Annotated in this window: 23 protein-coding genes; 6 read left to right on the plus strand and 17 right to left on the minus strand. The window is 41.1% G+C overall.

The features are described 5' to 3' along the window. Positions 1–6: 6 nt before the first annotated feature. Entirely contained in the window at positions 7–144 is a 138-nt protein-coding gene (locus CLI64_RS30730) for a hypothetical protein (RefSeq protein ID WP_157943227.1), read from the minus strand. Positions 145–452: 308 nt separating this feature from the next. On the opposite strand from CLI64_RS30730, the gene CLI64_RS10450 reads away from it, so the two are divergent. Beyond that, on the plus strand, positions 453–857 hold the full coding sequence (locus CLI64_RS10450; protein ID WP_103137164.1) for a peptidoglycan-binding protein: 405 nt from the start codon (positions 453–455) through the stop codon (positions 855–857). A 232-nt stretch (positions 858–1,089) separates the two neighbouring features. On the opposite strand, the gene CLI64_RS10455 is transcribed toward CLI64_RS10450, so the two are convergent. The 7 genes from CLI64_RS10455 to CLI64_RS10485 form a co-directional block, all read right to left on the minus strand. Beyond that, positions 1,090–1,926, minus strand: a complete 837-nt coding sequence (locus CLI64_RS10455; RefSeq protein ID WP_103137165.1) for a hypothetical protein — start codon at positions 1,924–1,926, stop codon at positions 1,090–1,092. A 303-nt stretch (positions 1,927–2,229) separates the two neighbouring features. Beyond that, on the minus strand, positions 2,230–2,979 hold the full coding sequence (locus tag CLI64_RS10460; RefSeq protein WP_103137166.1) for an SAM-dependent methyltransferase: 750 nt from the start codon (positions 2,977–2,979) through the stop codon (positions 2,230–2,232). 153 nt (positions 2,980–3,132) lie between these two features. Continuing rightward, complete coding sequence (locus CLI64_RS10465) at positions 3,133–4,242, minus strand: iron-containing redox enzyme family protein (protein ID WP_103137167.1); 1,110 nt, start codon at positions 4,240–4,242, stop codon at positions 3,133–3,135. 311 nt (positions 4,243–4,553) lie between these two features. Next, positions 4,554–5,150 carry an alpha/beta hydrolase gene (locus CLI64_RS10470; protein ID WP_308418383.1) on the minus strand — a complete coding sequence of 199 codons (597 nt, stop codon included), beginning with the start codon at positions 5,148–5,150 and terminating at the stop codon, positions 4,554–4,556. A gap of 257 nt (positions 5,151–5,407) precedes the next feature. Continuing rightward, positions 5,408–6,526 carry an amidohydrolase family protein gene (locus CLI64_RS10475; RefSeq protein WP_103137169.1) on the minus strand — a complete coding sequence of 373 codons (1,119 nt, stop codon included), beginning with the start codon at positions 6,524–6,526 and terminating at the stop codon, positions 5,408–5,410. A gap of 17 nt (positions 6,527–6,543) precedes the next feature. Continuing rightward, on the minus strand, positions 6,544–7,893 hold the full coding sequence (locus CLI64_RS10480) for a glutamine synthetase family protein (RefSeq protein WP_103137170.1): 1,350 nt from the start codon (positions 7,891–7,893) through the stop codon (positions 6,544–6,546). Positions 7,894–7,968: 75 nt separating this feature from the next. Beyond that, entirely contained in the window at positions 7,969–8,400 is a 432-nt protein-coding gene (locus CLI64_RS10485; protein ID WP_103137171.1) for an N-acetyltransferase, read from the minus strand. A 239-nt stretch (positions 8,401–8,639) separates the two neighbouring features. Here CLI64_RS10485 and CLI64_RS10490 point away from each other — a divergent pair, with 239 nt between their 5' ends. From CLI64_RS10490 to CLI64_RS10500, 3 genes are all read left to right on the plus strand, one after another. Beyond that, complete coding sequence (locus tag CLI64_RS10490; RefSeq protein WP_103137172.1) at positions 8,640–10,751, plus strand: TIGR00300 family protein; 2,112 nt, start codon at positions 8,640–8,642, stop codon at positions 10,749–10,751. Between the two features lie 96 nt (positions 10,752–10,847). Next, positions 10,848–11,372: a DUF2085 domain-containing protein gene (locus tag CLI64_RS10495; RefSeq protein ID WP_103137173.1), complete on the plus strand. Its 525-nt coding sequence runs from the start codon at positions 10,848–10,850 to the stop codon at positions 11,370–11,372. Continuing rightward, complete coding sequence (locus CLI64_RS10500; RefSeq protein ID WP_103137174.1) at positions 11,369–12,169, plus strand: Rpn family recombination-promoting nuclease/putative transposase; 801 nt, start codon at positions 11,369–11,371, stop codon at positions 12,167–12,169. The genes CLI64_RS10495 and CLI64_RS10500 overlap by 4 nt, the downstream gene beginning before the upstream one ends. A 31-nt stretch (positions 12,170–12,200) precedes the next feature. On the opposite strand, the gene CLI64_RS10505 is transcribed toward CLI64_RS10500, so the two are convergent. The 5 genes from CLI64_RS10505 to CLI64_RS10525 all read right to left on the minus strand — a co-directional run bounded on the left by CLI64_RS10505 (position 12,201) and on the right by CLI64_RS10525 (position 18,925). Continuing rightward, complete coding sequence (locus CLI64_RS10505; RefSeq protein ID WP_308418384.1) at positions 12,201–12,887, minus strand: N-acetylmuramoyl-L-alanine amidase; 687 nt, start codon at positions 12,885–12,887, stop codon at positions 12,201–12,203. 6 nt (positions 12,888–12,893) lie between these two features. After that, positions 12,894–15,062, minus strand: a complete 2,169-nt coding sequence (locus CLI64_RS10510; RefSeq protein ID WP_103137175.1) for a pentapeptide repeat-containing protein — start codon at positions 15,060–15,062, stop codon at positions 12,894–12,896. Between the two features lie 19 nt (positions 15,063–15,081). Continuing rightward, entirely contained in the window at positions 15,082–15,834 is a 753-nt protein-coding gene (locus CLI64_RS10515; RefSeq protein WP_157943229.1) for a HEAT repeat domain-containing protein, read from the minus strand. Positions 15,835–16,178: 344 nt separating this feature from the next. Then, positions 16,179–17,027, minus strand: coding sequence for a HEAT repeat domain-containing protein (locus tag CLI64_RS10520; protein WP_103137177.1), 849 nt, complete (start codon positions 17,025–17,027; stop codon positions 16,179–16,181). Between the two features lie 68 nt (positions 17,028–17,095). Next, the gene (locus CLI64_RS10525) at positions 17,096–18,925 is read right to left on the minus strand and encodes an N-acetylmuramoyl-L-alanine amidase (RefSeq protein ID WP_103140671.1); all 1,830 of its coding nucleotides are present in this window, start codon (positions 18,923–18,925) and stop codon (positions 17,096–17,098) included. Positions 18,926–19,133: 208 nt separating this feature from the next. On the opposite strand from CLI64_RS10525, the gene CLI64_RS10530 reads away from it, so the two are divergent. Both CLI64_RS10530 and CLI64_RS10535 read left to right on the plus strand, forming a co-directional pair. Continuing rightward, entirely contained in the window at positions 19,134–20,771 is a 1,638-nt protein-coding gene (locus CLI64_RS10530) for a CTP synthase (RefSeq protein WP_103140672.1), read from the plus strand. Between the two features lie 369 nt (positions 20,772–21,140). Continuing rightward, positions 21,141–21,563: a hypothetical protein gene (locus CLI64_RS10535; protein ID WP_103137178.1), complete on the plus strand. Its 423-nt coding sequence runs from the start codon at positions 21,141–21,143 to the stop codon at positions 21,561–21,563. Positions 21,564–21,692: 129 nt separating this feature from the next. Here the strand turns inward: CLI64_RS10535 and CLI64_RS10540 are convergent, their stop codons facing one another. The 4 genes from CLI64_RS10540 to CLI64_RS10555 all read right to left on the minus strand — a co-directional run bounded on the left by CLI64_RS10540 (position 21,693) and on the right by CLI64_RS10555 (position 24,488). Further along, complete coding sequence (locus tag CLI64_RS10540; protein ID WP_103137179.1) at positions 21,693–22,622, minus strand: ROK family protein; 930 nt, start codon at positions 22,620–22,622, stop codon at positions 21,693–21,695. A gap of 83 nt (positions 22,623–22,705) precedes the next feature. Continuing rightward, a complete protein-coding gene (locus CLI64_RS10545) occupies positions 22,706–22,912 on the minus strand; it encodes a hypothetical protein (protein WP_103137180.1) in 207 nt (68 codons plus the stop codon). Between the two features lie 122 nt (positions 22,913–23,034). Next, positions 23,035–23,931 (minus strand): ABC transporter permease, encoded by an 897-nt coding sequence (locus CLI64_RS10550; protein ID WP_103137181.1) that lies wholly within the window; start codon positions 23,929–23,931, stop codon positions 23,035–23,037. A gap of 101 nt (positions 23,932–24,032) precedes the next feature. Further along, the gene (locus CLI64_RS10555) at positions 24,033–24,488 is read right to left on the minus strand and encodes a DUF2141 domain-containing protein (protein WP_103140673.1); all 456 of its coding nucleotides are present in this window, start codon (positions 24,486–24,488) and stop codon (positions 24,033–24,035) included. Positions 24,489–24,728: the final 240 nt, after the last annotated feature.

The following is a 24,728-nucleotide window of genomic DNA, read 5'->3' on the forward strand; positions in this document are numbered from 1 at the left end:
TAGATGCTAGGAGTTACGCACAAAAAGCCACAAGATCCGATGATAACGTGATGTGAAAATTTCCGGGCGATCGCTCAAGGTTTTTTTATGATGTCTGGTCATGTGGTGAGTAGGCGATCGCGACTCTCTAAAATTTTCCTCCATAGCCAAACTTTTGCCCAACCCTGTTTTGCCACTGAAAAATCACCCGTTGATCTTAGTCAGGATATATTTCATGACTATGCAGTTTGCTGACGACAAAATCCGGCTGCAATATTTTTTAATTTAACAGACATCTTTTTGTCATAAACCTGCCATATCTCTGTCAATATCCTGTGTAATTCTAATATTTAAGGTTGAATAACTCACCTCAATCTATTTTAGCAAAAAGAGTGAAATCAATCACGAGTTTGTCAGCACAAACTCTTCTTCTTAATGTCACAAAGTTTTGATCACTAAAGGAAGCCAAAAATATGAATAGCAAACTATTAGGTTTAATTTCTGTTATCAGCATTGCTGCTACCGTTCCTGCTTACGCTGCTACTCCTACTCCTACAACCAAGACTAATTCTGTTTCCCATATGGTACAAAATACCAAACCCGGTGCCACTATGCAGTCTCATAAAGTAGAGCCTAAAGCTAATGCTAAACATCCTGCAAATCAAGTAGCTAGCCGTCCTAATATCCTCAGAATCGGCAGCAGAGGAGAAGCAGTTAAAACCGCCCAAAATCTCCTCAAGCGCAAAGGCTTTTACACTGCCAATGTCAATGGTATTTTTGATAAAAATACCCGGTTAGCAGTGGTTAAATTCCAGAAGAAAGAAGGCTTGAGAGCCGATGGCGTGATTGGACACAAAACTTTAGCTGCTTTGCAATAACCCCAATTTCTTCTTACGAATATCATCATCCCTTTGAGTTTTGCGTATAGTATGATTGCGGTGGTTACTTGTTTTTCATTGAACAAGTAACCTTTTGTAATCACCTGGATAATTGTATTATTTTTGGTTGATTGATTATTGTCAAATAATTGTTAAATCTTGCTGTTGCCTTCAGGTGTGTTAATGTTTAGTTTACACACCTTTTATTACTTTATAATGTGTTCATACAAAGTTACCTTTTAATTTTGGCTGCTGCTTTAGGGTAATTCCCTAACCATTCAGATTGAGGGTTAATCTCAAATAAAGTTGTTTCTATCATCGAGAGCAGCAGATTTCTACGGCGCATAGTTTGCCGACGAAACTTTGCTGCGTCCTGTTCTATCTTTTCTAAAAACGCTACAGAAACATCTCTACATGAATAGATATTTAAATCATGGCAGATTTGCTCTCTAAATTTTAAATGTTCTTGAAATAATACAGGCAATTTTAGATGAGGATGATATCGTCTAATATGTTGGGGATGTCGCCAAATGTAAGATATACCGTCCAAATTGTTAATTTCTCTATTAATTTCAGCTAATATCCAATCCCGCTCTAAAACACTAAATAGAGAAAAGTGTCGTGTAATCACACTACCCGTTACCTGAAAAATTTGCCCGATTTCCGCAAAGCAATACTTTTGTGGATGTGCAAAACACCTTGAAAATCCCAAAGCTAACGGGACATCATGGTCAATCAAATGGACAAAACCCAAGGATTCTAGAATAGCAGTTTCCTCGGTCAAAGAAGCTACATCTAACCAGGGGTAATCCTTTGGTGATACTTTGTTAAACTGCACATGATCTACTAGTGGTCGGAGTAATTGTGATTTGAGATGGGATAAGAACCACAACAACGGAGATATGGCGACAGCAACAAGTATCACCAAACCCACAAAATCTGGCAAATCAAATAAATTACGCCATTTCCAGCCATTAATTGCTAAAACACACAAACATAAAACTAAACCCGAAAGCAGATTGAAAACTACCGAATTCCAGAAATTCTTGATGCCTGCACTCAGTTGCATTGCTGTCTCTGTTGGTATACTGTGTACCCAGTTAGAATACCCAGGACAGCAGCTACAATTTTTCAATGCAACATTTTAGCCTTGCCACGCCAATATGATGCGTTATACCAATTCTCCAAAATTAAGCAACAGATGCAAAGCTTGAAACCCAGGTGGTATCTGACTTTCTTAATTGCGTAAAGCCTGCGGCATAGCTGCGCTTAGAGCGTAGCGGGACGTTAGTCCATTGCGTTAGCGGAGCGGGGCGTTAGCCCATTGCGAATTGCGAATTGCGAATTGCGAATTGCGAATTGGTATGAATATTTACTTTATAAATAGGCTTTGGGAAAAACTTGTGAGCATTTGAATTAATTCCTCGGATAAGTCAATAGCAGATGCTTGCTTTTGAAATAAAATACCTGCCAAGCCATAATATTCACCAGAGTAGAACGCCATATTATTGCTTCGCAATTCTTCTATGTGTCGTTTCACCTTTGGTTCTGAGCTATAGTAACCGAACTTTAAAGGTAAAATAACGAAATCACTAATACTATATCCTTGTGCTAATGCTTGTTCAATCGTACCTATAGGATTAGAAAAGCTAGAAACTAAAACTACTACATTTTCATAGTCTAAAGCTAAAAGTTTATTAGTAATTTCTGCCCCATCTTTTCCACCTGAGAGTAATGGCATATAAATATCATTATCTGGTGCTGGTAAATATGGGGGATTAGCTATCAGATAGTTTGCTTGGGGTTGATCAGACTCAAATAAACATGAATTATTGATTATATATTGCTCATGCAGATTATATTCATTGACTGCTGATATGGCAGCTTGCCAGGCAGTAGGATTTAACTCAAATCCATGTATAACACCCTCAAATTTATTCTTCAATAATAAATTAATTACAGGACTGCCATCCCCTGAGCCAAATTCCACAACGGAATCCGAATCATCACAATTACTAAAAACAAACTTTTCTATACAGTTTGAGTAAAAATTAGATTCTTCAGGACAGAAAAATATTTGTTTGAAGTTCTTAGTGACAATTTTAGTTTGGGTAATACTCATTTTTAGTTACTGTGATGAATTGTCTGATTTTGGTTTTCAACGCTCTTGCTTAATTTTTACAAGACATTTTTTAGGAAAAATTAAGCAATATTCTTGAGTTTAGTGAGTGTTTTGTCACTAAAAGATAGTCCTATTATTGCCAGTAAAAATTAGTTAATATTTAATTTTTTCTGCTTGGCGGATGGAATTTACAACAGCTTTAGCCGCGCGATCGCTCATTAATTTCTCTTGGTCATATCCTAGTAATAATTCCCAAGCATCATCGGGATATAATTCTGCTAAAGGTAAGGCTACATCCTCTAGCATCCAGCGTCCGTGGCGTTCATCTTCTTTGATATGTAGTTCCCAATAACCCATCGCTGCATCTGATAATCCTAATCTTTGTGCAGCTACAAGATAATTTTTATAAGCCGCAGGGCCAGCTACTTCAAAATACGTCAATCCTCCACTATAACGGAGGTAATAACGTCGCCGTTCGGTGAGTAAAAAATTATGATTTGCACAAGCTAAAACTTCCCAAGGTACTAAGTCGAAATATCCCTCTGGTTCAGTATTCATTCCGAACTCATCGAGCATTTTGGCGAAAAAAGTTGAATGTTTGCGTGATAAACGGCCGTTACCGTATTCTTCCAGCAGTACCCGTACTAAGGTACATTGCACCTCATTCGCCGCACCGCCTAAAATTCGAGAAAGACGGCTACCTTCAACTAAGCCATCAAAAGAAGCAATTGCTAACAAATGACAGTAGCCAGTTTTAGACATTTCTTCCCGGATATATCGACTAGCTGGTGATAACAGTGGTTCTAAATCAGCATTAGCACGCTCAATTAATGCTTGTTTAACATTTAAATTCTTTAATTCCGTAACATCAATTTGAGCCAGTTCCCACTTTTGCCAACTTGCTTCAATATGATTACGACATGAGGATAAATAAAGCGATCGCTCGTTAGTATACCGCCGTAAATCATCATACCAAAACAGATTTAGGCGATTAATCCAGTAGAGTATCCGTTGCAAAAAACAATGTGCTGAATTGTCTTGACTATCATGCTCATAAGCCGTATCAATAGCCATTGCCACTGCTTTTTCAAAATCTCTGATAATGGCAAATTTTTTATCTAAGTTATTATCTAAATCCTCAGTCGCCAAAAGTTCTAAAAATTGCTGTTCCGCACGCTCGTATTGAGTAACGCTTTTTTCCTTGACTTGCGTATCTTGTCTGGAAAACTCAGCGATTGGGAACATAACTAAATTGCTCTGCATGGAATCTTTAGTGATTTTGCCAAGGTGTAAAATTAATTTCACCCTTAATATTTAAGATTCCATACGAGTAACACTATCTACCTCTTTCTTCAGTTATAAAGTCAAGATTAAGTTTAGAGGCGCAGAAATTAGTTCCTCTCAAACACGCTTACTCTTAAATTTAAAATTTTGCATCCTCCTTGGGAAAAACAAGGGTAGATTCGGATAAGCATTTATATTTGGTAATGCAGAGGAAAAAAGTTCTCCTTTCATCCTCTGCTTACCTCTACAGATAAATTGCTTATCCGAATCTTAAATTGTACGCTTAACTTTTAACCTGCGAATCCGAAGATTTTTGCCAAGTTATTGAGTTTTTCATAGACAGGGATAATCCTTTCTCCTTCTAGTTCGACGGTAGCATCTGGATAATTACGAATAGCTCCTAGTAGTGTAACTTCGCCTTCTTGCTTAATTGATGCAGTCACAGCAGTTCGGAGTGCATTTTGGTCTAGTGGTTTTGCGGGAGGATGAACTACTTCCCCAATTTGAGAAACTAAAATCGGGCCTGTCCAACTCGAAAGCAAGCTATTTAACAAAGCAGGATCAGCTTTGATGCCGTCTTGAAGTGCTTTACGAGCTACGGCTGGGTCTTGTTGAGATGCTTGGAAATAAGCCGACAAAGTGGGTGTAGTTTCACCAGTAAGTGCAAATCGATTTAATTCCTGAACAGAAATCGGACTTTGAAAATTGCCATATTTTAAAATAACCTGTTCAGCCGCATAAGCATGAGTATTTGAAAAGAGAACCCCCATGCTCACCCCTAAAGCTGCGGTTTTAGAAAATAATTTCTTAAGTGGATATTTGTGAAATTGCCGAAAAATGGAGAGAATCTGCATTTGGTTAACATTCCTAGTAGATAAAGCGGACACAAGTTTAAATCAAACAAGTTTGATTAATGGCAACACATCTACTAGCTTATCTAAATGAATTCAAATTTCTCATGATTTACAGTAATTTTGTACTTGGAATTTTAAATTTCAAGTCTCGATTTATAGACTATTCCCAAAGATATAAAAAATAGTGAAGATCTCAATTTGTCTAGCAGCAAGATTAAAAAAATTAATTGTGAAAGGTTAAATCAGCAAAAATCCCAGATGATTGATCAAATAACAATATTTGGTATTTTTTAATGCACTGATTGATAAAGAGATAAAGCATTTTCACGTAAAATTGCTATAGCGATCGCCTCAGCTTCAGCAATGGTAATATCAGAGTCGATGACTGCTTGCTCTAGCACTTCTTTTAACAGTTGGCGACCCCATTTTGCACCCAAATAATACAATTCTGGAATTGAATGAGCATCAGAAGCATACATTAGTTTGGTAGTAGGAGTTAATTCCAATAATTGTCTGATAGCTTCCCGCATTCCAGATATACTTAAAAAAGGGATTGCCAAGCCAAAATCCACATAGACTTGCGGATATACCGAAGCCAAATAACCAGCCTCCTGCATATAAGGATAGGAAGCGTGTAGTAAGACTATTGGTGCATGGCGATATTGTGGCGACTCTAATAAATGACGCAGATATAAGGGATTAGCGAACCGTAAATCTAAATCGGGATCACCGTAGCCAGTGTGTAACTGTACAGGAAGACGGTATTTTGCTGCTACTAATAAAGCCTGTTGCAACAAAAAATCAATCAGGGGTTTATCTGTGAGTCGCAGAGGTTGAGTCGAGAATTGTTTAAGTTGTTCAAAATGAGTCGCCGCTACTTCTGGTGTCACAGGTTGGATATGCAACCCACTCCGGTAACAAGCAATGCTTTTAAAAGCCACTACCCCAGATGGTGGCGGATCAATTTCACTGTTAAATCTGTCTAGGAAAGTGGCAAAATCTGGTGATTGGGAAATTAGCTGTTCTGCTAACTGTTCTAATCTCAAAATTCGTCGCACAGAAATAAATCTTTCATGCCATGACAGAGGTAGGATAGTTTCTGGCTGTAAACCATCATCCAAATAAATCGCCTCTAAATTAGCAGCCTGAAAATAAATCTGTGTGAGTGCTTCTAACCCTAAACTTTCCCGCCTGGCTAAAATGGTGGTTTCTTCTGCTTCACAGTTCAACAACGCCGCAATATCCCGCAAACTACGCCGATAAAACAACGTATGGTGAGCATGGTGGTGAATAATTTCTGGATAATAACTTTCAGTGAAAGCTGCTGCATAAGGATACTGAGCAGCTACCTCTGGTTGTAATATGTTGTGAGCGTGTTGGTCAATTAAGGGAATAGTAGCTAAATCCATTGGCAATGGCGAGATTTTTAGTATTTATCTAATAATTTGTCTACTTCTGTCTGTAATTCCCAATCTTTCATAGCTTGCCACTCTGCTTGACGCACGGCTAAAAAAGCTTTGGCTAACTGTGGATTTAACGCTGTTAATAGGATATCGTCTTGTTGGAGATGAGCGATCGCTTGTCCTAAATTCTCTGGTAATTGGTCGATACCATGAGCCTGACGTTCTTCTATTGATAAATATCCAGGGTCTTGATTTACAGGATTTGGTGGTGTCAAACCACGCTGCACACCATCTAGTCCGGCAGCAATCATTGCACCCAAGGCTAAATAAGGATTAGCGGCAGCATCCACAGTTTTTAATTCTAAGTGAGTGGGACAACCCAAACCAGGGTCACTAGGAACTCTCACAGATGCTTCTCGATTATCTAATCCCCAACAGCGAAAAGCACCACTCCAACTATGAGGACGAAGGCGACGATAGGAATTTACACTGGGAGTAGTTAAAGCCATCAGTGCTGGTAAGTGGTGCAGAATGCCAGCCATAAATTGTAATGCGGTGGGAGATAGACCACAAATACCTTTTGGGTCTGGTAAGAGATTTTTGCCATGATGCCACAAACTAAAATGAATGTGACAACCACTACCAGCCGCATCAGGGAAAATCTTGGGTAAAAAAGAAGCGGTGAGGTTGTGGCGTTTGGCGATCGCTTTGACAGTTTCTCGAAAAGCAATTTGCCAGTCAGCCGCTTGTAAAGCATCGGTGTAGCGCATAGAGATTTCCTGCTGACCAGGGCCAGACTCAGGATAATATTGCTCTACAGGTATGCCCTGAAAGATAAGTGCATCAGCGATCGCATTAATGACTTCACAGTTAAGATCCATTGCCTGAGTCGAGGCAAAAACGGTGCGATCGCCTGGAATAATCCCTTCAGGTGTGGGTCGCAGCAAGTAAAATTCATTTTCAAAGGCTGCTTGTACTTCCAAACCTTGAGATTTAGCGGCGGTAATCATCCGCTTTAAGAAGTCACGCGGACATAACGCCCAAGCCACATCATTGCGTATCATATTGCCCATAACACGAGCATGACCAGGGGCATAAGGCAAAGGCTTTAAGCTAGACCAATCGGCCACTAAGCGAATTTCACCGACGGGGCCTAAATCCGTTTCTGGGACGACGGCATCATACATTACAGGCACTCCCTGCTGACCGACGGAAATACCCACCCCATGCTCAAAATAGTGAGAAAGCATTTCTATGTGTACAGCTTTGCCTCGAATCACATTGGCATTATCACACCACAGAAACCGCACGAACTTTACACCTGTTTCTTGCAAAAATTTCCGTATTTTTTTGGGATGATTTTTTTCAACCATTGCTTTATAAAACCCTCTTTCTCCCTGCCCTGATGGCAATTAATCGTAAGATACTGAGTTAATTCCTCAGAGAATTTAATTTTCAATCTGTTTTTGCAAAAAATATCTCTCATGTCCTGGCGGGTAGTCTGGTAGGACACCAAATATTTGATAGCCCAAACTTTGATAAAAACCCAAGGCTTGAAAGCTAAATGTATCTAGGTAAGCGTGACTACAACCCCGTTTTTTAGCGGCTTGTTCAGCTTTCAGTAAAAGTTGCTTGCCATAACCTTGACCTCGTAAAGACTCAGCTACCCACAGGTGGGAGACAAACAACCATCCCCAATGTGTTTTCCCAACTAAACCACCCACAATTTCACCTTGAGCATCCCGAATGAAAACGCCTAGAGGATAAGCAATATCATCATCCTGGTAACTACCTTTGTTATATTGCAGGATTTTGCTGATTACTGTCCGAATATCTTCGGGATCAGGGTTATCTTCTACATATACTGTTACATTTGTCATTTGTGACTTAAATAAAATCCAACAAAATTTATCAGAGATTCCAGCCGCAGAGTATACTACTAAGTCCTTATCCTTAATAGGTTTGTTAGCATTACTTTGGCTTTTGTGGTTATAAAATCACAGTCAAACCTGTGTCAGTCTGACAACTATCTCAGGATAGTAAAGTAGTGACATATGATACTTGACATCGAAAAGCTCATGTTTGTCATCATCAGCCTGTAGCAATTGGTGGTATTTTTATGAATTCCCGGATTCGTTTTTTGATGTGCGCTCCTGACCACTATGATGTAGACTATGTGATTAATCCTTGGATGGAAGGGAATATTCACAAATCATCACGCGATCGCGCCGTAGAACAGTGGCAAGGACTACACCAAATCCTCAAGGAACACGCAATTGTGGATTTAGTGACACCGGAAAAAGGCTGGCCAGATATGGTGTTCACGGCTAACGCTGGTTTGGTCTTGGGGGAAAATGTGGTTTTAAGTCGCTTTTTACACAAAGAGCGTCAGGGAGAAGAACCATATTTTAAACAATGGTTTGAAGGTAATGGTTATACAGTTTATGAATTGCCTAAAGACTTACCCTTTGAAGGTGCAGGCGATGCACTGCTAGATAGAGAAGGGCGTTGGTTGTGGGCTGGTTATGGTTTCCGTTCAGAATTAGATTCTCATCCCTATTTGGCTAAATGGCTGGATATTGAAGTTTTATCCCTACGGTTAATCGATGAGCGTTTCTATCATTTAGATACTTGTTTTTGTCCTTTAGCTAACGGTTATTTACTCTATTATCCTGGCGCGTTTGATTCCTACTCCAACCGCCTGATTGAAATGCGTGTGGCTGCTGACAAGCGTATCGCCATAGCCGAAGCTGATGCTGTGAACTTTGCTTGTAATGCGGTGAATGTAGACAGCATCGTGATTATGAACAAAGCCAGTGAAGGCTTAAAATCTCGACTAGCGGATGTGGGTTTCCAGGTTTTAGAAACACCCCTTACCGAATTTCTCAAAGCGGGTGGTGCGGCGAAATGTCTAACTTTACGTGTCACTGAACCAGTACGGGCGGAAGTTCACGCCAATGTTTCCGTCGAAAGTCGGATTATTCGCTTAGAAGGGCATTTGCTCGACTCTGGCTTGATTAACCGCGCCTTGGATATGATCGTCGATACTGGTGGTAGTTTCCAAGTCCTCAATTTCAATTTGGGAGAACAACGTCAAAGTACCTCCGCCGCAGAGGTGAAAGTTTCTGCACCTTCTCATGGGGTGATGGAAGAAATTATCTCCCTACTAATTGATTTAGGTGCGGTAGATTTACCACAAGATGAGCGAGATGTCAAGCTTGAACCCGTAATTCAAGATGGTGTCGCCCCTGATGATTTCTATGTCAGTACAATTTATCCCACGGAAGTCAGAATCAATGGGCAGTGGGTGAAGGTAGAAAATCAACGCATGGACGGTGCGATCGCCATCACTCAAACCCCCACAGGCTTACTAGCACGGTGTAAAATCTTACGTGACCTGAAAGTGGGTGAACAGGTGGTAGTGGATGTGCAAGGTATCCGCACCATCCGCAAGACTGAATCACGGGAACAACGCAACTCTCAAGAATTTAGCTTTATGTCCTCTGGTGTTTCCAGTGAACGCCGTGTGGAATTAGTGGTGGAACAAGTCGCTTGGGAATTGCGTAAAATTCGGGATGCTGGCGGTAAAGTAGTAGTCACGGCTGGGCCTGTGGTGATTCATACTGGTGGCGGCGAGCATCTCTCACGACTGATTCGGGAAGGTTATGTACAGGCTCTGCTGGGCGGAAATGCGATCGCAGTCCACGACATCGAACAAAATATGATGGGTACATCCTTGGGTGTAGACATGAAGCGGGGTGTAGCTGTGCGTGGTGGACATCGCCATCACCTCAAGGTAATTAATACCATTCGTCGTCACGGTAGCATTGCCAAAGCCGTAGAAGCTGGGGTAATTCGTAGCGGTGTGATGTATGAATGTGTCCGCAATCAAGTACCCTTTGTTTTAGCTGGTTCCATTCGGGATGATGGCCCCTTACCCGATACCCAAATGAATTTGATTGCAGCACAAGAAGAATACGCCAAAAACCTCGAAGGCGCGGAGATGATTTTAATGTTGTCATCCATGCTGCACTCCATTGGCGTAGGGAATATGACCCCATCTGGTGTGAAAATGGTCTGTGTGGATATTAACCCAGCCGTCGTGACTAAATTGAGCGATCGCGGTTCAATAGAATCAGTCGGCGTAGTCACAGATGTGGGATTATTCCTCAGTCTGTTAATCCAGCAATTAGATAAGTTGACAAGCCCCTACGTTTCTAAGGTAGGTTAATGAGGAAGTAGAGGGCAGGGGAGCAGGGAGCAGGAGAGAAACTCATTACCCTGCACCCTACCTCTAATTAACTTACACAAGACGCATAAAAAGGAAATGGTAAGAGTCGCTTTAACAAGAGAGTTGCAAATTAACTGGGTGAGTTTCATCGCTGACTTTATGTTAGTGGGAATGGTTTTCGGCCCTCCTATTGCTCCTTTTTTGGCTGCGTCTGGAGTTTGGTTACTTGGCGGTATTGCGGACATCATTTATTTCATGGGTAATCATGTCTGTCCGCAACCAGATATGGGCTTAGATTTAGCACCCCCATTTATCATGGCTGTGTGTATGCGCTGTTATGGTACTGTCACAGGATTACTCATCACCCGTTTGCTATATGCTGTAACTGGTGGTAGCGGATTTTATTGGCTCAGTCAATACGGTTGGAATGGTGCGGCGTTAGCTAGTGTATTAATGATGGCGTATCCTCTGGAATTAGCAGCGCAAATTTTTGGCTTGTGGGATTTTAATAATTATTTAGTTACGCCCTTTGGGTTAATTACAGGTTTAGCTTGGGGTTTGTTCATGATGCCATTTTTACATAGTTGGCAGCGTGATTACACCAACAAATTATCCTCATGAAAACCGACTCTATTTTTTATCAACTATTTCAGAACTTTCCCCATATATTCTTTGAATTGATTGGGGCATCATCTATTACAGGTGATGCTTATAAATTCATATCCGTCGAAATTAAGCAAACCGCTTTTCGGATTGATGGTCTATTTTTACCATCTCTTGATTTAGCCGATCAACCTATATATTTTGTGGAAGTTCAGTTTCAAACTGATCCTAGATTTTATTCGCGTTTTTTTAGCGAAATATTCTTGTATTTACGCCAGTATGATGTGCCTAATGATTGGCGGGGCGTTGTGCTGTATCCTCAACGGAGTCTGGATTCAGGAGTACCAATTCAGTATCGTGGTTTGTTACTCACAGAACAAGTACAGCGTATATATTTAGACGAGTTAGATAGGAAAGCAGACAATTCAGTAGGTATTAGTATAGTTCAACTAATTGTAGAGTCAGAAACAACAGCGATCGCATCAGCCCAACAGTTAATTAACAAAGCTGGACAACAAATTGATGATGCAACTTTGAGAACAAAGATTTTAGAATTGATAGAAACGATACTAATATACAAGTTTCCACAAATGACTCGCCAGGAGTTAGAAGCTATGTTTGGATTTAGTGAGTTAAAGCAGACAAGATATTATCAAGATGTTAGGGAAGAGGCAAAGCAGGAAGCGTTATTAGCAGCAATACCTCGATTGTTGGCGTTGGGATTAACGGTGGAGCAGGTTGCTGAAGCTTTAGATTTAACTGTTGAACAAGTACAGCAAGCAACCAGTAAACAACCTCTGGAGACTGAAGAATAATACAAAAGAGTTTGGAACTTGAAAAACTCAACTACTTACTTCTAAACCACTCAGTAATCGCCTCTGCTAAAACTTTGACTAACTTCTTTTGTTCCTGGGGATTTGTCGCCACCTCAAAGTCGTCAGGGTTACTCATAAAACCTAACTCCAATAATACCGATGGTGCAGTATGGGGACGTGTAAGTGCTAAATTTTGCCAATACAAACCATAAGAAGGCCTACCCAAATCATTAACTAAGCGGTTATGTAGTAAAGTAGCCAAGCTATGGGCTTGGGGATGATACCAATAGGTACTGACACCCCTGGTGTTTTCCGCATCACCATCATCGGGGAGAGAGCGATAGTGAAAAGTAAGAGCGATCGCAGGTAATTCTTGCTCTATAATTTTCTGACGTTCCACCAGGGATAAGTCTCGATCATCTTCCCTCGTCATCACCACAATTGCACCCAGCCGCACTAACTCATCTCGCAATAGCTTGGTTACTTGCAAATTCAAGTCTTTTGCTAACAAACCAGTAGCCCCGACTGCACCCAATTCTTTACCACCATGTCCAGCATTGAGTAAAATTTTGATTCCAGATAAAGGCTTTTCAAGAGAAGAATTAGCTAGATTTGGAGTTTTATCTTGCGCCCAAGTCACAGTGGGAGTGATCAGAGAATTTAAAGCTACTAATCCTATCAATAGTGGGATGAATTTCACTTCATTTCCTCTGCTCATTCTTGATTATGGTAAGCCGAAGAATTTAGTAATCAAAGGCAACAATTTACTACAGGCTTCCACTAAAGTTGCTGTTGCAGGTAAGTCAGCAATTGTACCTTTCAAAAATTTCAGAGCCGTTTTTGCTGTTTTTTGCATTCCTCCATCTTCTGGTTTTTGTCCTGCTTCTGCAATTGCTTTTACCTGTTCTAAAGCTTCTGCTTTGTCTTCTTCCCCTAAATTATTATCAGCTTCAATAGCAGTTTGTAGTTCAGTTAGTAGTTCTTTGATTCCTGGTTTATCTGGTTCAGAAGATGCGGGTAACTGATTAATAGTATTGCTCACACTGCCACTAATTGCACCAATGGCAACGCCTGTCATTGCAGAATTTTCACCCACGGCAGAAATCCCACTGATATTACCTTGAGAACCACTAATATTGACATTTCCTTTGCTTTGTGACATAAAAATTTCTCCTTGATTTTGATATGTTTCTACATAAAATTTGGGTTGATGTATGGCATTTTCTAGCAGTTTTTCTAAACTTTGAATCCGTTCTTCTTTTTCTTTAATACCTAAAAGTAATGCTTGTAAATCACTATACGTTAAAGACTGAATTTCAGTATATTTTTGAAAATATTCTTGATAAAGTTCTGAACGATTGGCATCATTAGCAACTATAGCTTGCAGGCGAATCTTGTCTTTACCTCTGCCTTCTAAAGCCACAATTTCTAATCCAGCTTCTGGATGATTTTCTGCTAATTGAGTAACAGCGATCGCAGCAGCCGTGGGATCAATGCCTTCATAATGGAATAAATCCAGAGTTTTGAATTTATTAGCTACTTGTCGCGGATCAATATTTTGTGTTTGGTATAGGTTGAGTGTTTTGATAATTGGGGCAATAAATTCGGCAAAGTCCCCTGTTTGAAAAATTTCCCGACGATTATCGGGTTTGCGACAAGGATCGGGATCATCCTTGGTTGGTAACTGCATATATATGTAATCACATTTGATTTCTGCTAGTTGAGTATCAGTAGAAATCCCCCAATTTTGAATATAAGCTCCTGTGAGACAAGCTTGATTAAGAATAGTTTGATATAGCTGTGCTTGAGCAAGTTTTGCCCCTGCTAAATTAGCATTTTGTAAGTTAGCTTCGCTCAAATCCGTCCCGATAAAACTAGCATCTTGTAAGTTAGCATTTTCCAGATTTAATTCTCTCAAATTTAAGCGATCAAAATTTTGTTCTCTCCCTTCTTTGGTAACAACTAATTGCCGTAATTTGGGGTTTTCTAAATATGTACTTTCTAAACGCGCTTGAGCTAGATTTTTTGTTTGCAACCAACAAGTACGGGTGAGGGTAGCTTGGCGGAAATCTACACTTTTGAGGTTAGCTTGGGTAAAGTTCGTATCCGTTAAATTCGCACCACGAAAGCTAGTTCCACCTTGGGAAACAATGCTAATAGCCAAAGAGCGAATGAGCAAGTATTTCTGGTTTCCAATTATGGCTTGCCAACCTACGTACATACCGATGGCGATCGCCACTAAACCAACTACCCCAGCCATCAGGTATGCTGAAACTTGTGATCGCACTCCCAATAATGCACCCAAGACAGCACCCAAGACAGCCATTAATCCAGTTGAACTTACAATTCCAGGCAAAATCATGACTCTGGCTATGGCTAAAGCTAAAGCCATATTCACAACACCAACAATTGCGCCAGCCATAGCTAGGATCACTAGCACTACTGCAACTGCTGAAGAATTCCCTACGTCATTTTCGGGCAACAATGCTAATACAATGATTGAGCAAGCAGCTAATACTTCCGCTAATGTTGCTAGTAGTAAACCTAAACCTTGCCAGAGAATAGTAATAAATAAAATTAATAAAATAACTGTTGATATTACCCCAAAAGCAGAAGGAATATTAGCATTACCGCTTAACAAATCCCCAATAATCGCTCCAGCATAAGCAGCTATTAATCCAGCTAACAAAGATACAATTAATGATAAAATAACATAACTGATAGCATAAAAAATTGGCAACCCAGCTTTCGTATAGCTAAAGTTGGCATCGACAAGAATAGCATTACTAAAGTTCGCACCACGAATATCAGCATGACTGAAATCGACTCCAGTGAAATTTTTTCCCCGGAAGTCTTTACCCCTTAAATTAGCATTTTTAAACTCATTTACCATTGCTGTTTTACAGTACAAATTACGAGCATTTCCATTTTAAGACCGACCTGATTACTGGGATTCTGCACATAGCCAAAGGGTGATTTGCTCGATAAATTGAGGTTTCTTCCCGAAGCCTTGTTGGACGAGAATAATAACAGCGTTGATAACAATGCCACCGGATCTTTCTGAGAATAGACGATACATGACGACGGACAGAAATATCTGGGTCTTTTAGTGCATTCCTCAGAGATGGAATAGCATCTTCTGCTAGTGTTGCTATTTCTTCCAGTGCATAGGCTGCTTTGAAACGGACGTTTTTATCTGGGTCTTTCAGTGCATTGATTAAATGCGGAATGGCATCTTTGGCTTCTGTACTCAGTTGTCCTAAATTATAAGCAGCTTGTTGGCGGATTTGAGAGTCTGAATTTTGCAGAGCCAAAATTAAAACAGGAATAGGATCTTGACCAATTTTTTTGAGAGCATTCGCCGCCATTAACCGTACTTCTTTGTTTTTACCGTTTAATAAATCATGCAGCTTTAATGATGGTATTGCTGATGAGCCTCGTAAACCAATTTCACCCAGTGCGGCAATGATGATAATGCGGAGGTTTTGATCACGAGTTTTCATGGCTTTGAGCAAAGCTGGAACTGATTTTGAGTCGCACGCCACCAGTGCATCAAAATCAGCAGATGCGCCTTTATTTAGTTGCTGGATATGCTGTTGCATTTCTACCTCACTACATTGAGGCTGAGTTAATGAAGTTTGGGCGATCGCCTGGCGATTGGTCACAAGATGTATAATTATAGACCCCGATAGCACTAGATTTGTGAATATAGCTGCTTTATATTTTCTAGTATTTTTACGCATGAATGAACCATCGATAAAAAACAAGTTTCACGCTAGATACACAGCGATCGCATTTTCATCTCGGTACTTTACGGCAAAAACTCCCCTAATTTATTTTTTATTGCTCAATCAAATTTTATGCTCTTCGCTCTACTAAATCATCTCCTAATTACTGAGTCAGTATGGTTTATGAAGATACCAAAAAATAAATTATCAAATTTGATAAGACATATATACTCATAAGAGAGTCTGAATATTTTTGATTTAGAACTTATTTATCTACAAAACTAAGGGCATTTCCATTTCAGTACAGACTTGATTACTGGGATTCTGCACATGACTGGAGGGTTGTTTCTCACATGAGTCAGGGCTGTTTGCTTTAGTTCAGGTGTACCGACATTTATCAAGCCATCTGGTACTGGTCTATCAAAAATGCTTGCCAAGCTAGAGTATTGTATCTTTTTCAAAGCCTGATCTGCATTAGCACTGACTTGATGATCTGGATCTTGAGCCGCATTCCTCAGAAATGGGATAGCATCTTTTGCATCTGAACCCATTTCTCCCAAAGCATAAGCTGCACTAGCACGAACGGTATTTACTGGATCTCGCAACGCGTTAGTCAGAGATGGAATAGCTTCCTTGGCTTCTATACTTAGTTTTCCTAAACTATCAGCAGCCTTTTGGCGGATTTGAGGATCTGGATTTTGGAGAGCCAACATTAGGGGAGGAACTGGATCTTTACCCATTTTCTTGAGGATATTGGCAGCCATTACCCGCACTCCTTGGCTTTGATCGGTTAATAAATCATTAAACTTTAACAAGGGTACAGCTGATGAATCTTGCAAAGCAATTTCACCAAGTGCAGCAGTAATCATGATGCGGAAATTTTCATTTTTTCTGGCGAGGGAGTTGATGAGAGGGCGAACAGCTTTAGATCCACAAGCTACCAGTGCATCATAAGCCCCTATCTCATCCCGATTGAGTTGATAGATATATTTTTGACTTTCTACCTCAGTACATGGAGGCTGAGTTAAAGAAGTTTGGGCGATCGCTTGAGTATTTATAACGGTTGTAGTCCCGATGAGAGCTAGAGTCGTCAAGATAGCGGTGGGATATTTTCTGGTATTTTTCAGCATGATCAACTCCAGACAGCTAACACTCAACAGTCAACACTTTTGTTTATGTTTCACTTTCAGCAAATATGCTATTTAACGCTGCTAAACCATTCAGTGATCCCATCTGCTAAAGTTTTGGCTAACTTTTTCTGTTCTTGGGAATTTGTCACCCACTCAAATTCATTGGGGTTACTCATAAAACCCAACTCTAATAATACTGAGGGGGCGGTGGCTGGGCGTGTGAGTGCTAAGTTATTCCAAAATACACCGTAGGAAGGTCTGCCGAGTTTCTGTACTAAATAATTGTGCATGAACACAGCTAAACTGTGAGCTTGAGTATTATACCAAAACGTACCAACACCCTGTGTATTTTCCGCATCACCATTATCCGGAAGAGAATTGTAATGAACAGAAAGGGCGATCGCAGGTAATTCTCGATTGATAATTGCTTGACGCTCTGGTAAAGACACATCCCGATCATCTTCCCTCGTCATCACCACAATTGCACCGCGCTTAACTAATTCCTCCTGCAACAACTTAGATACAATCAAATTCACATCTTTTTCTAAATATCCAGTCGGCCCAGATGCACCAGATTCTTTACCACCGTGACCAGGATCTAGTAAAATCTTGATACCAGATAGGGGCTTTTGCCTACTCTGCTTGATAACAGGCGCATGACGCAAAGCCAAAACCAGGGTTGTACCGTTATATTTCAGCTTGTATCCCCATTGTTGACGTTTTTTGAGGTTAAAGGTGTATTTTACCTGTCCTGGGGCTACCTGCTGCCAATCTAGGCGAGAAATTAAGGGGTCATCATCCAGGCGAATAATATCAGTTTGGGCAGTGGTGTTGTAGAGTGTGAGGCTCAAAGTTTGCTCACCTTGCTCTACACTCACAGGGACAGGAGCTTGTAGAGGGAAAACCATCTCTGTTGTACCGGGAAGTCTCCGATATCCCACACTGCGAATGATTGCGCGTGGCGAAATAGCTCCTGGTAAAGTCCTGGTTTCTTTGCTATTAATCCAGCCACCATAGTCTAAACGCAACCATTCACCCTCTATTCCTGTGACAGTTCCCCTTGTTCCCTGGGGTAATGGAGTTAGCCGAGAATAATCTGTACTAGGGCCAGTTCGAGCCACACCAGCTTCTGGTGTCACCTCTATGACTGGTAACTGCGTTGGTGAGAGGATTGTTACTTTACCATTTCCTGGTTGAGCGATCGTCTTACCATTTAAAGTTAACTGAAATTCCGGTTTACCCAGATCAACACTATTTTGGTTTGAATCAGGAATAAAGTCACCAGAAATGATGTTATTCCCGATCAGAAAGGAGAAAGAGTTATCAGATTGGAGGGTGGTGCAGCCCTCATACTTACCGGCGTTAGACTGGGTAGTAGGTTGGTTTTGTCCCGTCAAAGCAGCCAAATTACTTGGTAGTTGTGCTTGTTGCGGTTGAGGTAAAAGTCTCACAGTCTGATTCGCCAATTTCACAGAGACACTGGCGTTAGGTGGTGCAACTGCGCTAAAACAAATTAGTTCTCCCGGTAGTCTGGCGATGTCAGCAACTGGAGTGAGAGAACCTTGAGCAAAAGCTAATCCCTGTGGAATTTCCGGCTGGTTGCTAATCCTGTTCACTTTCATCTCAATCACTTGATTTTGGTGACGGATGGTAAAAATATTCTCTCCCAACTTTAAGGGAAAGCTAGGTGCAAAGTGACCATCTCGACTGCGGTTTATTGGCTTACCATTAATGAGAACTTGTCCATTAGGTGGTGCTGTACCAATAAAAAAGATTTTTTCCGCACTTGTCTGATGATTGGTGGGAGGGTAAACAACTTTTAATGGTGTTGGTTGGGCCAATGCTACAGAGGAGGTGAGAAAGCAGCTTAAGATTACTGAGACAAGGATTTTTTTCACAGCAAAATCACAGAAAATTTCATGATGTGACACCAATTCACGAAAATTCTGCCATAAAATTCAAAATTACTGGTAAATACCGGATTTCTTAATTTTAAGTTTTGAATTTTGTAGCAAGATCCCGTAAGGTATGGGTGAATTTTGAATTGGTAAGACGGGATGTTCTTTTGGAAGTTATTTTTAGCAGTCGATGGCAATTCAAACTACTATGACTAAGTTTATCTTTGTAACTGGAGGGGTAGTTTCCAGTATTGGCAAAGGCATTGTAGCAGCAAGTCTAGGCCGTTTACTCAAATCACGAGATTATTCGGTGTCGATTTTGAAACTCGACCCTTATATTAATGTTGACCCAGGAACTATGAGTCCTTTTCAACATGGGGAAGTGTTTGTTACCCAAGATGGTGCAGAAACTGACCTAGATTTGGGACATTATGAACGCTTTACCGACACTTTGATGTCACGGCTAAACAGCGTTACCACCGGCTCCATCTATCAAGCAGTGATTACCAGAGAACGCCGGGGCGACTACAATGGCGGTACAGTACAGGTAATTCCCCACATTACTAATGAAATCAAAGAACGGATTTTGTTAGTGGCAAAAGAAACAAATCCGTCCGTAGTCATTACAGAAATTGGCGGTACTGTTGGTGATATTGAATCTCTGCCATTTTTGGAAGCTATACGTCAATTACGCAAAGAGGTAGGACGGCAAAATGTGCTGTATATGCACGTCACCTTAGTACCTTACATTAATTCGGCTGGGGAAATGAAAACCAAGCCGACACAGCACTCAGTCAAGGAACTCAGATCAATTGGCATTCAACCAGATATTTTAGTCTGCCGGAGCGATCGCCCCATCCCAATGGGACTAAAACAAAAAATGTCAGAGTTCTGTGATGTCCCTGTTCAGTGTGTCGTTACTTCCCTAGATGCCAACAGTATCTACGAAGTACCACTGATTTTAGAACGGGAAGGACTGGCACAACAAGCCCTAGAGTTGTTGCAAATGGAACAACGCCAGCCCAATCTAGAACAGTGGCAAACAATGGTAGAACGGTTATACAGTCCTAAACACCCCGTGGAAATCGCCATTGTCGGTAAATATGTCAGATTGAGCGATGCGTATTTATCCGTAGTAGAAGCACTGCGCCATGCAGCCTTTGCCACACATGGAGATTTGCGCCTACGCTGGGTAAACTCCGAAGACTTGGAAAATCAACCTGCCGAAAAATATTTGGCTGGTGTAGATGGTGTGCTTGTACCTGGTGGTTTTGGTACAAGGGGGGTAGATGGCAAAATTGCCGCCATTAAATATGCCCGCGATCGCCAAATTCCTTTCCTCGGTTTATGCTTGGGAATGCAGTGTGCTGTGATTGAATGGGCGAGAAATGTGGCTGATTTAGCTGGTGCTAACAGTGCAGAATTTGATCCCTCCACCCAATACCCAGTCATTAACCTGCTACCAGACCAACAAGATGTTGTAGACTTAGGCGGAACGATGCGCTTGGGAGTCTACCGTTGTCAAATTCTCCCGAATAGTTTGGCTTCCAAGCTTTACCAAGCAGAAGTCATTAGAGAACGCCATCGCCATCGCTACGAATTTAATAACGCATATCGGCAGTTGTTATTAGATTCTGGCTATGTAATCAGTGGAACTTCTCCTGACGGACGCTTAGTAGAGATTGTAGAATTACCGCAACACCCATTTTTTATTGCGTGTCAATTCCACCCGGAATTCCAATCTCGTCCTAGCAACCCCCATCCTTTATTTCAAGGCTTTATGCAGGCTGCGATCGCTCGTAATCATCCCACTACTAGTATCCAAACACCTGTAGAGGTATCTTAAACAATTTACAATCCCCTACATTGATCCAAGGAAAAAGCATCTACCAAATCAAACATAGATTTTTGCAATTGTGCATCAACAAACAACAGCACTAAACTTATGACAGGGAAAACAGAGAAGTGGGAGTGGAGATTTTCTTTGCTCCCAACTTCCAAGGAACAGGGAATAGGAAACAGAGAGAAGTTGGAGTGGAGGCTTCCTTGGCTCCCAACTTCAACAGAATAGGGAACAAATTTCAAAGTTTCTGAGCATCAAGCTTTATTCTGAAAATCTGTACTGCCTTGACCTGTAATCTACTGTATGAAATCTAGTGATTTCGTAAAATACAGGGTAAACATCAATCATGAACTTGGGACTTGAGGAGATGTTGTGGCGTACTGGGTAAAAGTTTTTTATGAGAGGAAGGAATATGTGATTAATTTTGACCGTGTTAATGCTTTTTGTTATGAAAAAAACGGCAGAGTAACCTTTTGGTTGCCTGATAGTGCCATTCCTGTGGTAATCAACCCCCAAAATAATCTAGAAGACTATCAAAAAATTCTAGACTATATAGAGAAAGTTACTGGATTAGAAGTGGAAAATGCCTATTGGGTGAAAATCCTCTATGAAAGAAATGAATATGTGATTAACCTCAATTGCATTAGTTCTTTTTGTCAAGAACAAAATGGCAGGATAACCTTTTGGCTACCCGATGGCACTATCCCCATTGTCATCAACCCTGTAAATAATCCAGAGTCATACAACAAAGTATTACAATTCGTGCAGAAGACTACTGGGTATTCTTTTTCTTAGTCAATAGTCATTAGTCATTAGTCATTACTCATTACTCATTAGTCATTAGTCATTAGTTAATAGTCAGTAGTCAATAGTCATTAGTCATTACTCAGCACCGGCTAAACGCCGCGCTACCGCTAACAGCACTCATTCCTTGTCCCCCTGCCCCCTGCCCCCTGCCCCCTGCCCCCCTGCCTTCCTCCACGCTAACTTGGCTGCACCTACCATCCCAGCAGAATTACCTAACTGCGCGGGGAGAATTTGTAAGCCTGCGCGGGATGTGGGCATGACTCGCTTTTCAATTTCTGCTTTGACGGCTGGGTAGAAAAACTCGAAGCTAGCACTGACACCACCACCAATGACGATCGCTTGTGGTGTTAAAACGTAAATTAAACTGGTTAAACCAATACCTAAGTATCTACCGTATTCTTGCCAAAATTCTAAAGCTTTGACATCTCCGCTTTGCGCTCGCATTCCTAATTCTATAGGTTCACAGCCAGTCATGCGGCGAATGGCTTGAACCGAAGTATATTGTTCTAAAGAACCTGGATTACCACTCTTACACATTGGCCCATCAGGTTGGAGTGTAATTAATCCCAGTTCTCCGGCTGCACCTTGATGTCCCACAAACAAATTACCATCGAGGATAATCGCACCACCAACGCCAGTTCCCAAAGTCAGCATCATAAAATTGCGAAACTGACTACCTGCACCTAACCAAGCCTCGGCGACACCTGCACAATTAGCATCATTCTCGATAATAGTCGGTTTGCCTGTTTTGGTTTCTAGCCAATCAGCTAACGGGATATTCAGCCATCCTGGTAAGTTAATCGCAATTTGGGCGATGCGTCCTGTAGCATCAGCCGGGCCAGGAGTACCCACACCAATAGCTATAGTTTGATTATCTGGGTCAACTTGTGCGATCGCATCCACCATCACCGCCAACACAGCTTCCGGTGTTGCTGGTTGGGGTGTGGCGACAGTCAAAGATTGCAGACAACTACCATCTTGACTAAATCGCCCCAACTTAATCGCCGTTCCCCCTAAATCAATCCCAATTACTTGAGAATTTTCCACTTTCAAAGCCTCACACAACAATCAATCAGCTAGCAGTGACGTAGCTGATTAAAGTCTCTCCTATTCCCTTTCACACAAGCATACTAGCTTTTTTGAGCATCTCCATTCACAAATGAGTTGAAGTCATCAGTCTGTTTTGCAGGGACACTGACATTAGTAGCAATAGTAGGACTCAAATTTGATTGTTCCCGCCAAGCCGTCACAGGCGCACCGTGTAAAATCCCCGCTAAAGTCACAGAAAGCATAAATCCACCAGCCGCCGCCGCAATTAAAGAAATGTTGTCTTTCACTCTAATCTCTCATTTACAAATACAAAAATATTGCAAATCAATAGTCCAAAGTCCAAAGCCTATAGTTTCTAGTCTCAATCTAAATAACTAATGACTAATGACTCTTGACTATGGACTATTGACTATTTCCGGTTTCCATTTTCTCCCCGTAATTTAGGATTGACAAATTCATTTAACCCCTCACCGAGTAGTGATAACCCTACCACCATCAAAGTCATCGCCAAACCAGGAAACAGAGTAGTCCACCAAACACCAGTAGGTAAAGCTTCTAGTGCTTGTTTTAAATCATGTCCCCATTCGGGTACTTCTTCCGGTAAGCCTAACCCTAAAAAGCCTAAACCACCAAGCACCAAAATTGCGTCGGCGGCGTTGAGAGTGAAAAGTACAGGTACACTTTGAATGACATTCAAAAACAGATAGCGCGACAACACAACCCAAGTAGAAGCACCCATTGCTTGAGCCGCTTCAATAAACACTTCTGTCTTGACGCTCACCGTATGATTACGGACGACTCGGTAATATTGGGGGATGTATGCAATACTAATAGCGATCGCAGCGTTGAATATGCCTCGCCCCACAACAAACGCCAGTGTTACCGAAAGCAGCAGTCCTGGTAAGGTGTAGATGCTGTCCATGAGAAACAGCAACATCTTATCTAACCTACCACCGAGGTAGCCACTTAACATTCCCAGAGGTACACCAACCACCATACTGAGTGCAGTAGCCAAAATCACCACTTGCAAAGCCGCTTGTGCGCCAAATATTGTCCGGGAGAACACATCATGTCCTAAGCGACTAGTACCAAACCAGTATTTAGCAGAAGGTGCCTCTTGTATTGGGTTAGAGAGAAATTCTTTGGGATTTTGTAGCCAGCCCCAAGATTGCAATACAGGTGCAAAGAAAGCCAGAAAAATGAAGAATAAAGTAATGGCTAACCCAATCAACATTAATTTTTGGGAAAGACTGGGATTTTTAGCAAAACTTACCAACTTTGGCAGACGACGTTTAGTGATGGTCATGGGCAATATGAGAAGCAAAATACGCTGACCATTTTAATGATTAGTTAGTCATTAGTCATTAGTTATTAGTCAATGGTCAACAGTCAATAGTCTATAGTCATCTATAAATACTTGAGTTGAATCTGAATGTTGGTGTTGGGGCCTGCTAATAGGAAAGCGGCTTCTCTGAATTCAGGTGCTTTGGTGCGAATTTCGGGGTTTCCGGAAAAACCAAAGCCTTCTATGGGTATACCTAGACTATTTCTGTTTAAGGTGCGATCGCTATTTTGATCATGAATCACAGCCACAGCATAACTACCAGCTTGTAAGTTATCAAAGCTGACTTTTACCGGAGTTTCACCAATTGTAATACACTGACTCTGGACAACACGTTTGCGATCGCTGGGAAATCCTTTACTGGCAGTAAAGACGCTAGCGCAAATTTGACCTTTTTGATTTTTCAAGCCATCAATTTCTACAGTCAGCGTGCCATTGAAGTTTGCTTTTACACTTGATGACCACGTTAAACCTCCAAACGCTGCAAGCAGCATTACGCTAACTGTCATTTTTTTCAGCATAAGATTTTTAGTTAAAACAAATACCAACAGTGAGTGCAGATTCATACTGACACGGAACTGTCAATCTAGGCAAGGGAGTGGAAGCGATGAGTGCTGAGTAATGAGTAATGAGTAATGAGTAATGAGTAATGAGTAATGAGTAATGAGTAATGAGTAATGAGTAATGAGTAATGAGTAATGAGTAATGAGTAATGAGTAATGAGTAATGAGTGCTGAGTAATGAGTAATGAGTGCTGAGTA

Origin of the sequence: Nostoc sp. CENA543, from assembly GCF_002896875.1 — a bacterium.
In the GTDB taxonomy this organism is placed as follows: domain Bacteria; phylum Cyanobacteriota; class Cyanobacteriia; order Cyanobacteriales; family Nostocaceae; genus Trichormus.

What these genes read in the sequence shown, in the direction of transcription:
- CLI64_RS10555 (WP_103140673.1), bottom strand. Translation starts at nt 24,488, where the DNA reads ATGCTGAAAAAAATGACAGTTAGCGTAATGCTGCTTGCAGCGTTTGGA.
- CLI64_RS10455 (WP_103137165.1), bottom strand. Translation starts at nt 1,926, where the DNA reads ATGCAACTGAGTGCAGGCATCAAGAATTTCTGGAATTCGGTAGTTTTC.
- CLI64_RS10490 (WP_103137172.1), top strand. Translation starts at nt 8,640, where the DNA reads ATGAATTCCCGGATTCGTTTTTTGATGTGCGCTCCTGACCACTATGAT.
- CLI64_RS10520 (WP_103137177.1), bottom strand. Translation starts at nt 17,027, where the DNA reads ATGCTGAAAAATACCAGAAAATATCCCACCGCTATCTTGACGACTCTA.
- CLI64_RS30730 (WP_157943227.1), bottom strand. Translation starts at nt 144, where the DNA reads ATGGAGGAAAATTTTAGAGAGTCGCGATCGCCTACTCACCACATGACC.
- CLI64_RS10530 (WP_103140672.1), top strand. Translation starts at nt 19,134, where the DNA reads ATGACTAAGTTTATCTTTGTAACTGGAGGGGTAGTTTCCAGTATTGGC.
- CLI64_RS10510 (WP_103137175.1), bottom strand. Translation starts at nt 15,062, where the DNA reads ATGGTAAATGAGTTTAAAAATGCTAATTTAAGGGGTAAAGACTTCCGG.
- CLI64_RS10505 (WP_308418384.1), bottom strand. Translation starts at nt 12,887, where the DNA reads ATGAGCAGAGGAAATGAAGTGAAATTCATCCCACTATTGATAGGATTA.
- CLI64_RS10480 (WP_103137170.1), bottom strand. Translation starts at nt 7,893, where the DNA reads ATGGTTGAAAAAAATCATCCCAAAAAAATACGGAAATTTTTGCAAGAA.
- CLI64_RS10500 (WP_103137174.1), top strand. Translation starts at nt 11,369, where the DNA reads ATGAAAACCGACTCTATTTTTTATCAACTATTTCAGAACTTTCCCCAT.
- CLI64_RS10495 (WP_103137173.1), top strand. Translation starts at nt 10,848, where the DNA reads ATGGTAAGAGTCGCTTTAACAAGAGAGTTGCAAATTAACTGGGTGAGT.
- CLI64_RS10450 (WP_103137164.1), top strand. Translation starts at nt 453, where the DNA reads ATGAATAGCAAACTATTAGGTTTAATTTCTGTTATCAGCATTGCTGCT.
- CLI64_RS10460 (WP_103137166.1), bottom strand. Translation starts at nt 2,979, where the DNA reads ATGAGTATTACCCAAACTAAAATTGTCACTAAGAACTTCAAACAAATA.
- CLI64_RS10485 (WP_103137171.1), bottom strand. Translation starts at nt 8,400, where the DNA reads ATGACAAATGTAACAGTATATGTAGAAGATAACCCTGATCCCGAAGAT.
- CLI64_RS10465 (WP_103137167.1), bottom strand. Translation starts at nt 4,242, where the DNA reads ATGCAGAGCAATTTAGTTATGTTCCCAATCGCTGAGTTTTCCAGACAA.
- CLI64_RS10475 (WP_103137169.1), bottom strand. Translation starts at nt 6,526, where the DNA reads ATGGATTTAGCTACTATTCCCTTAATTGACCAACACGCTCACAACATA.
- CLI64_RS10550 (WP_103137181.1), bottom strand. Translation starts at nt 23,931, where the DNA reads ATGACCATCACTAAACGTCGTCTGCCAAAGTTGGTAAGTTTTGCTAAA.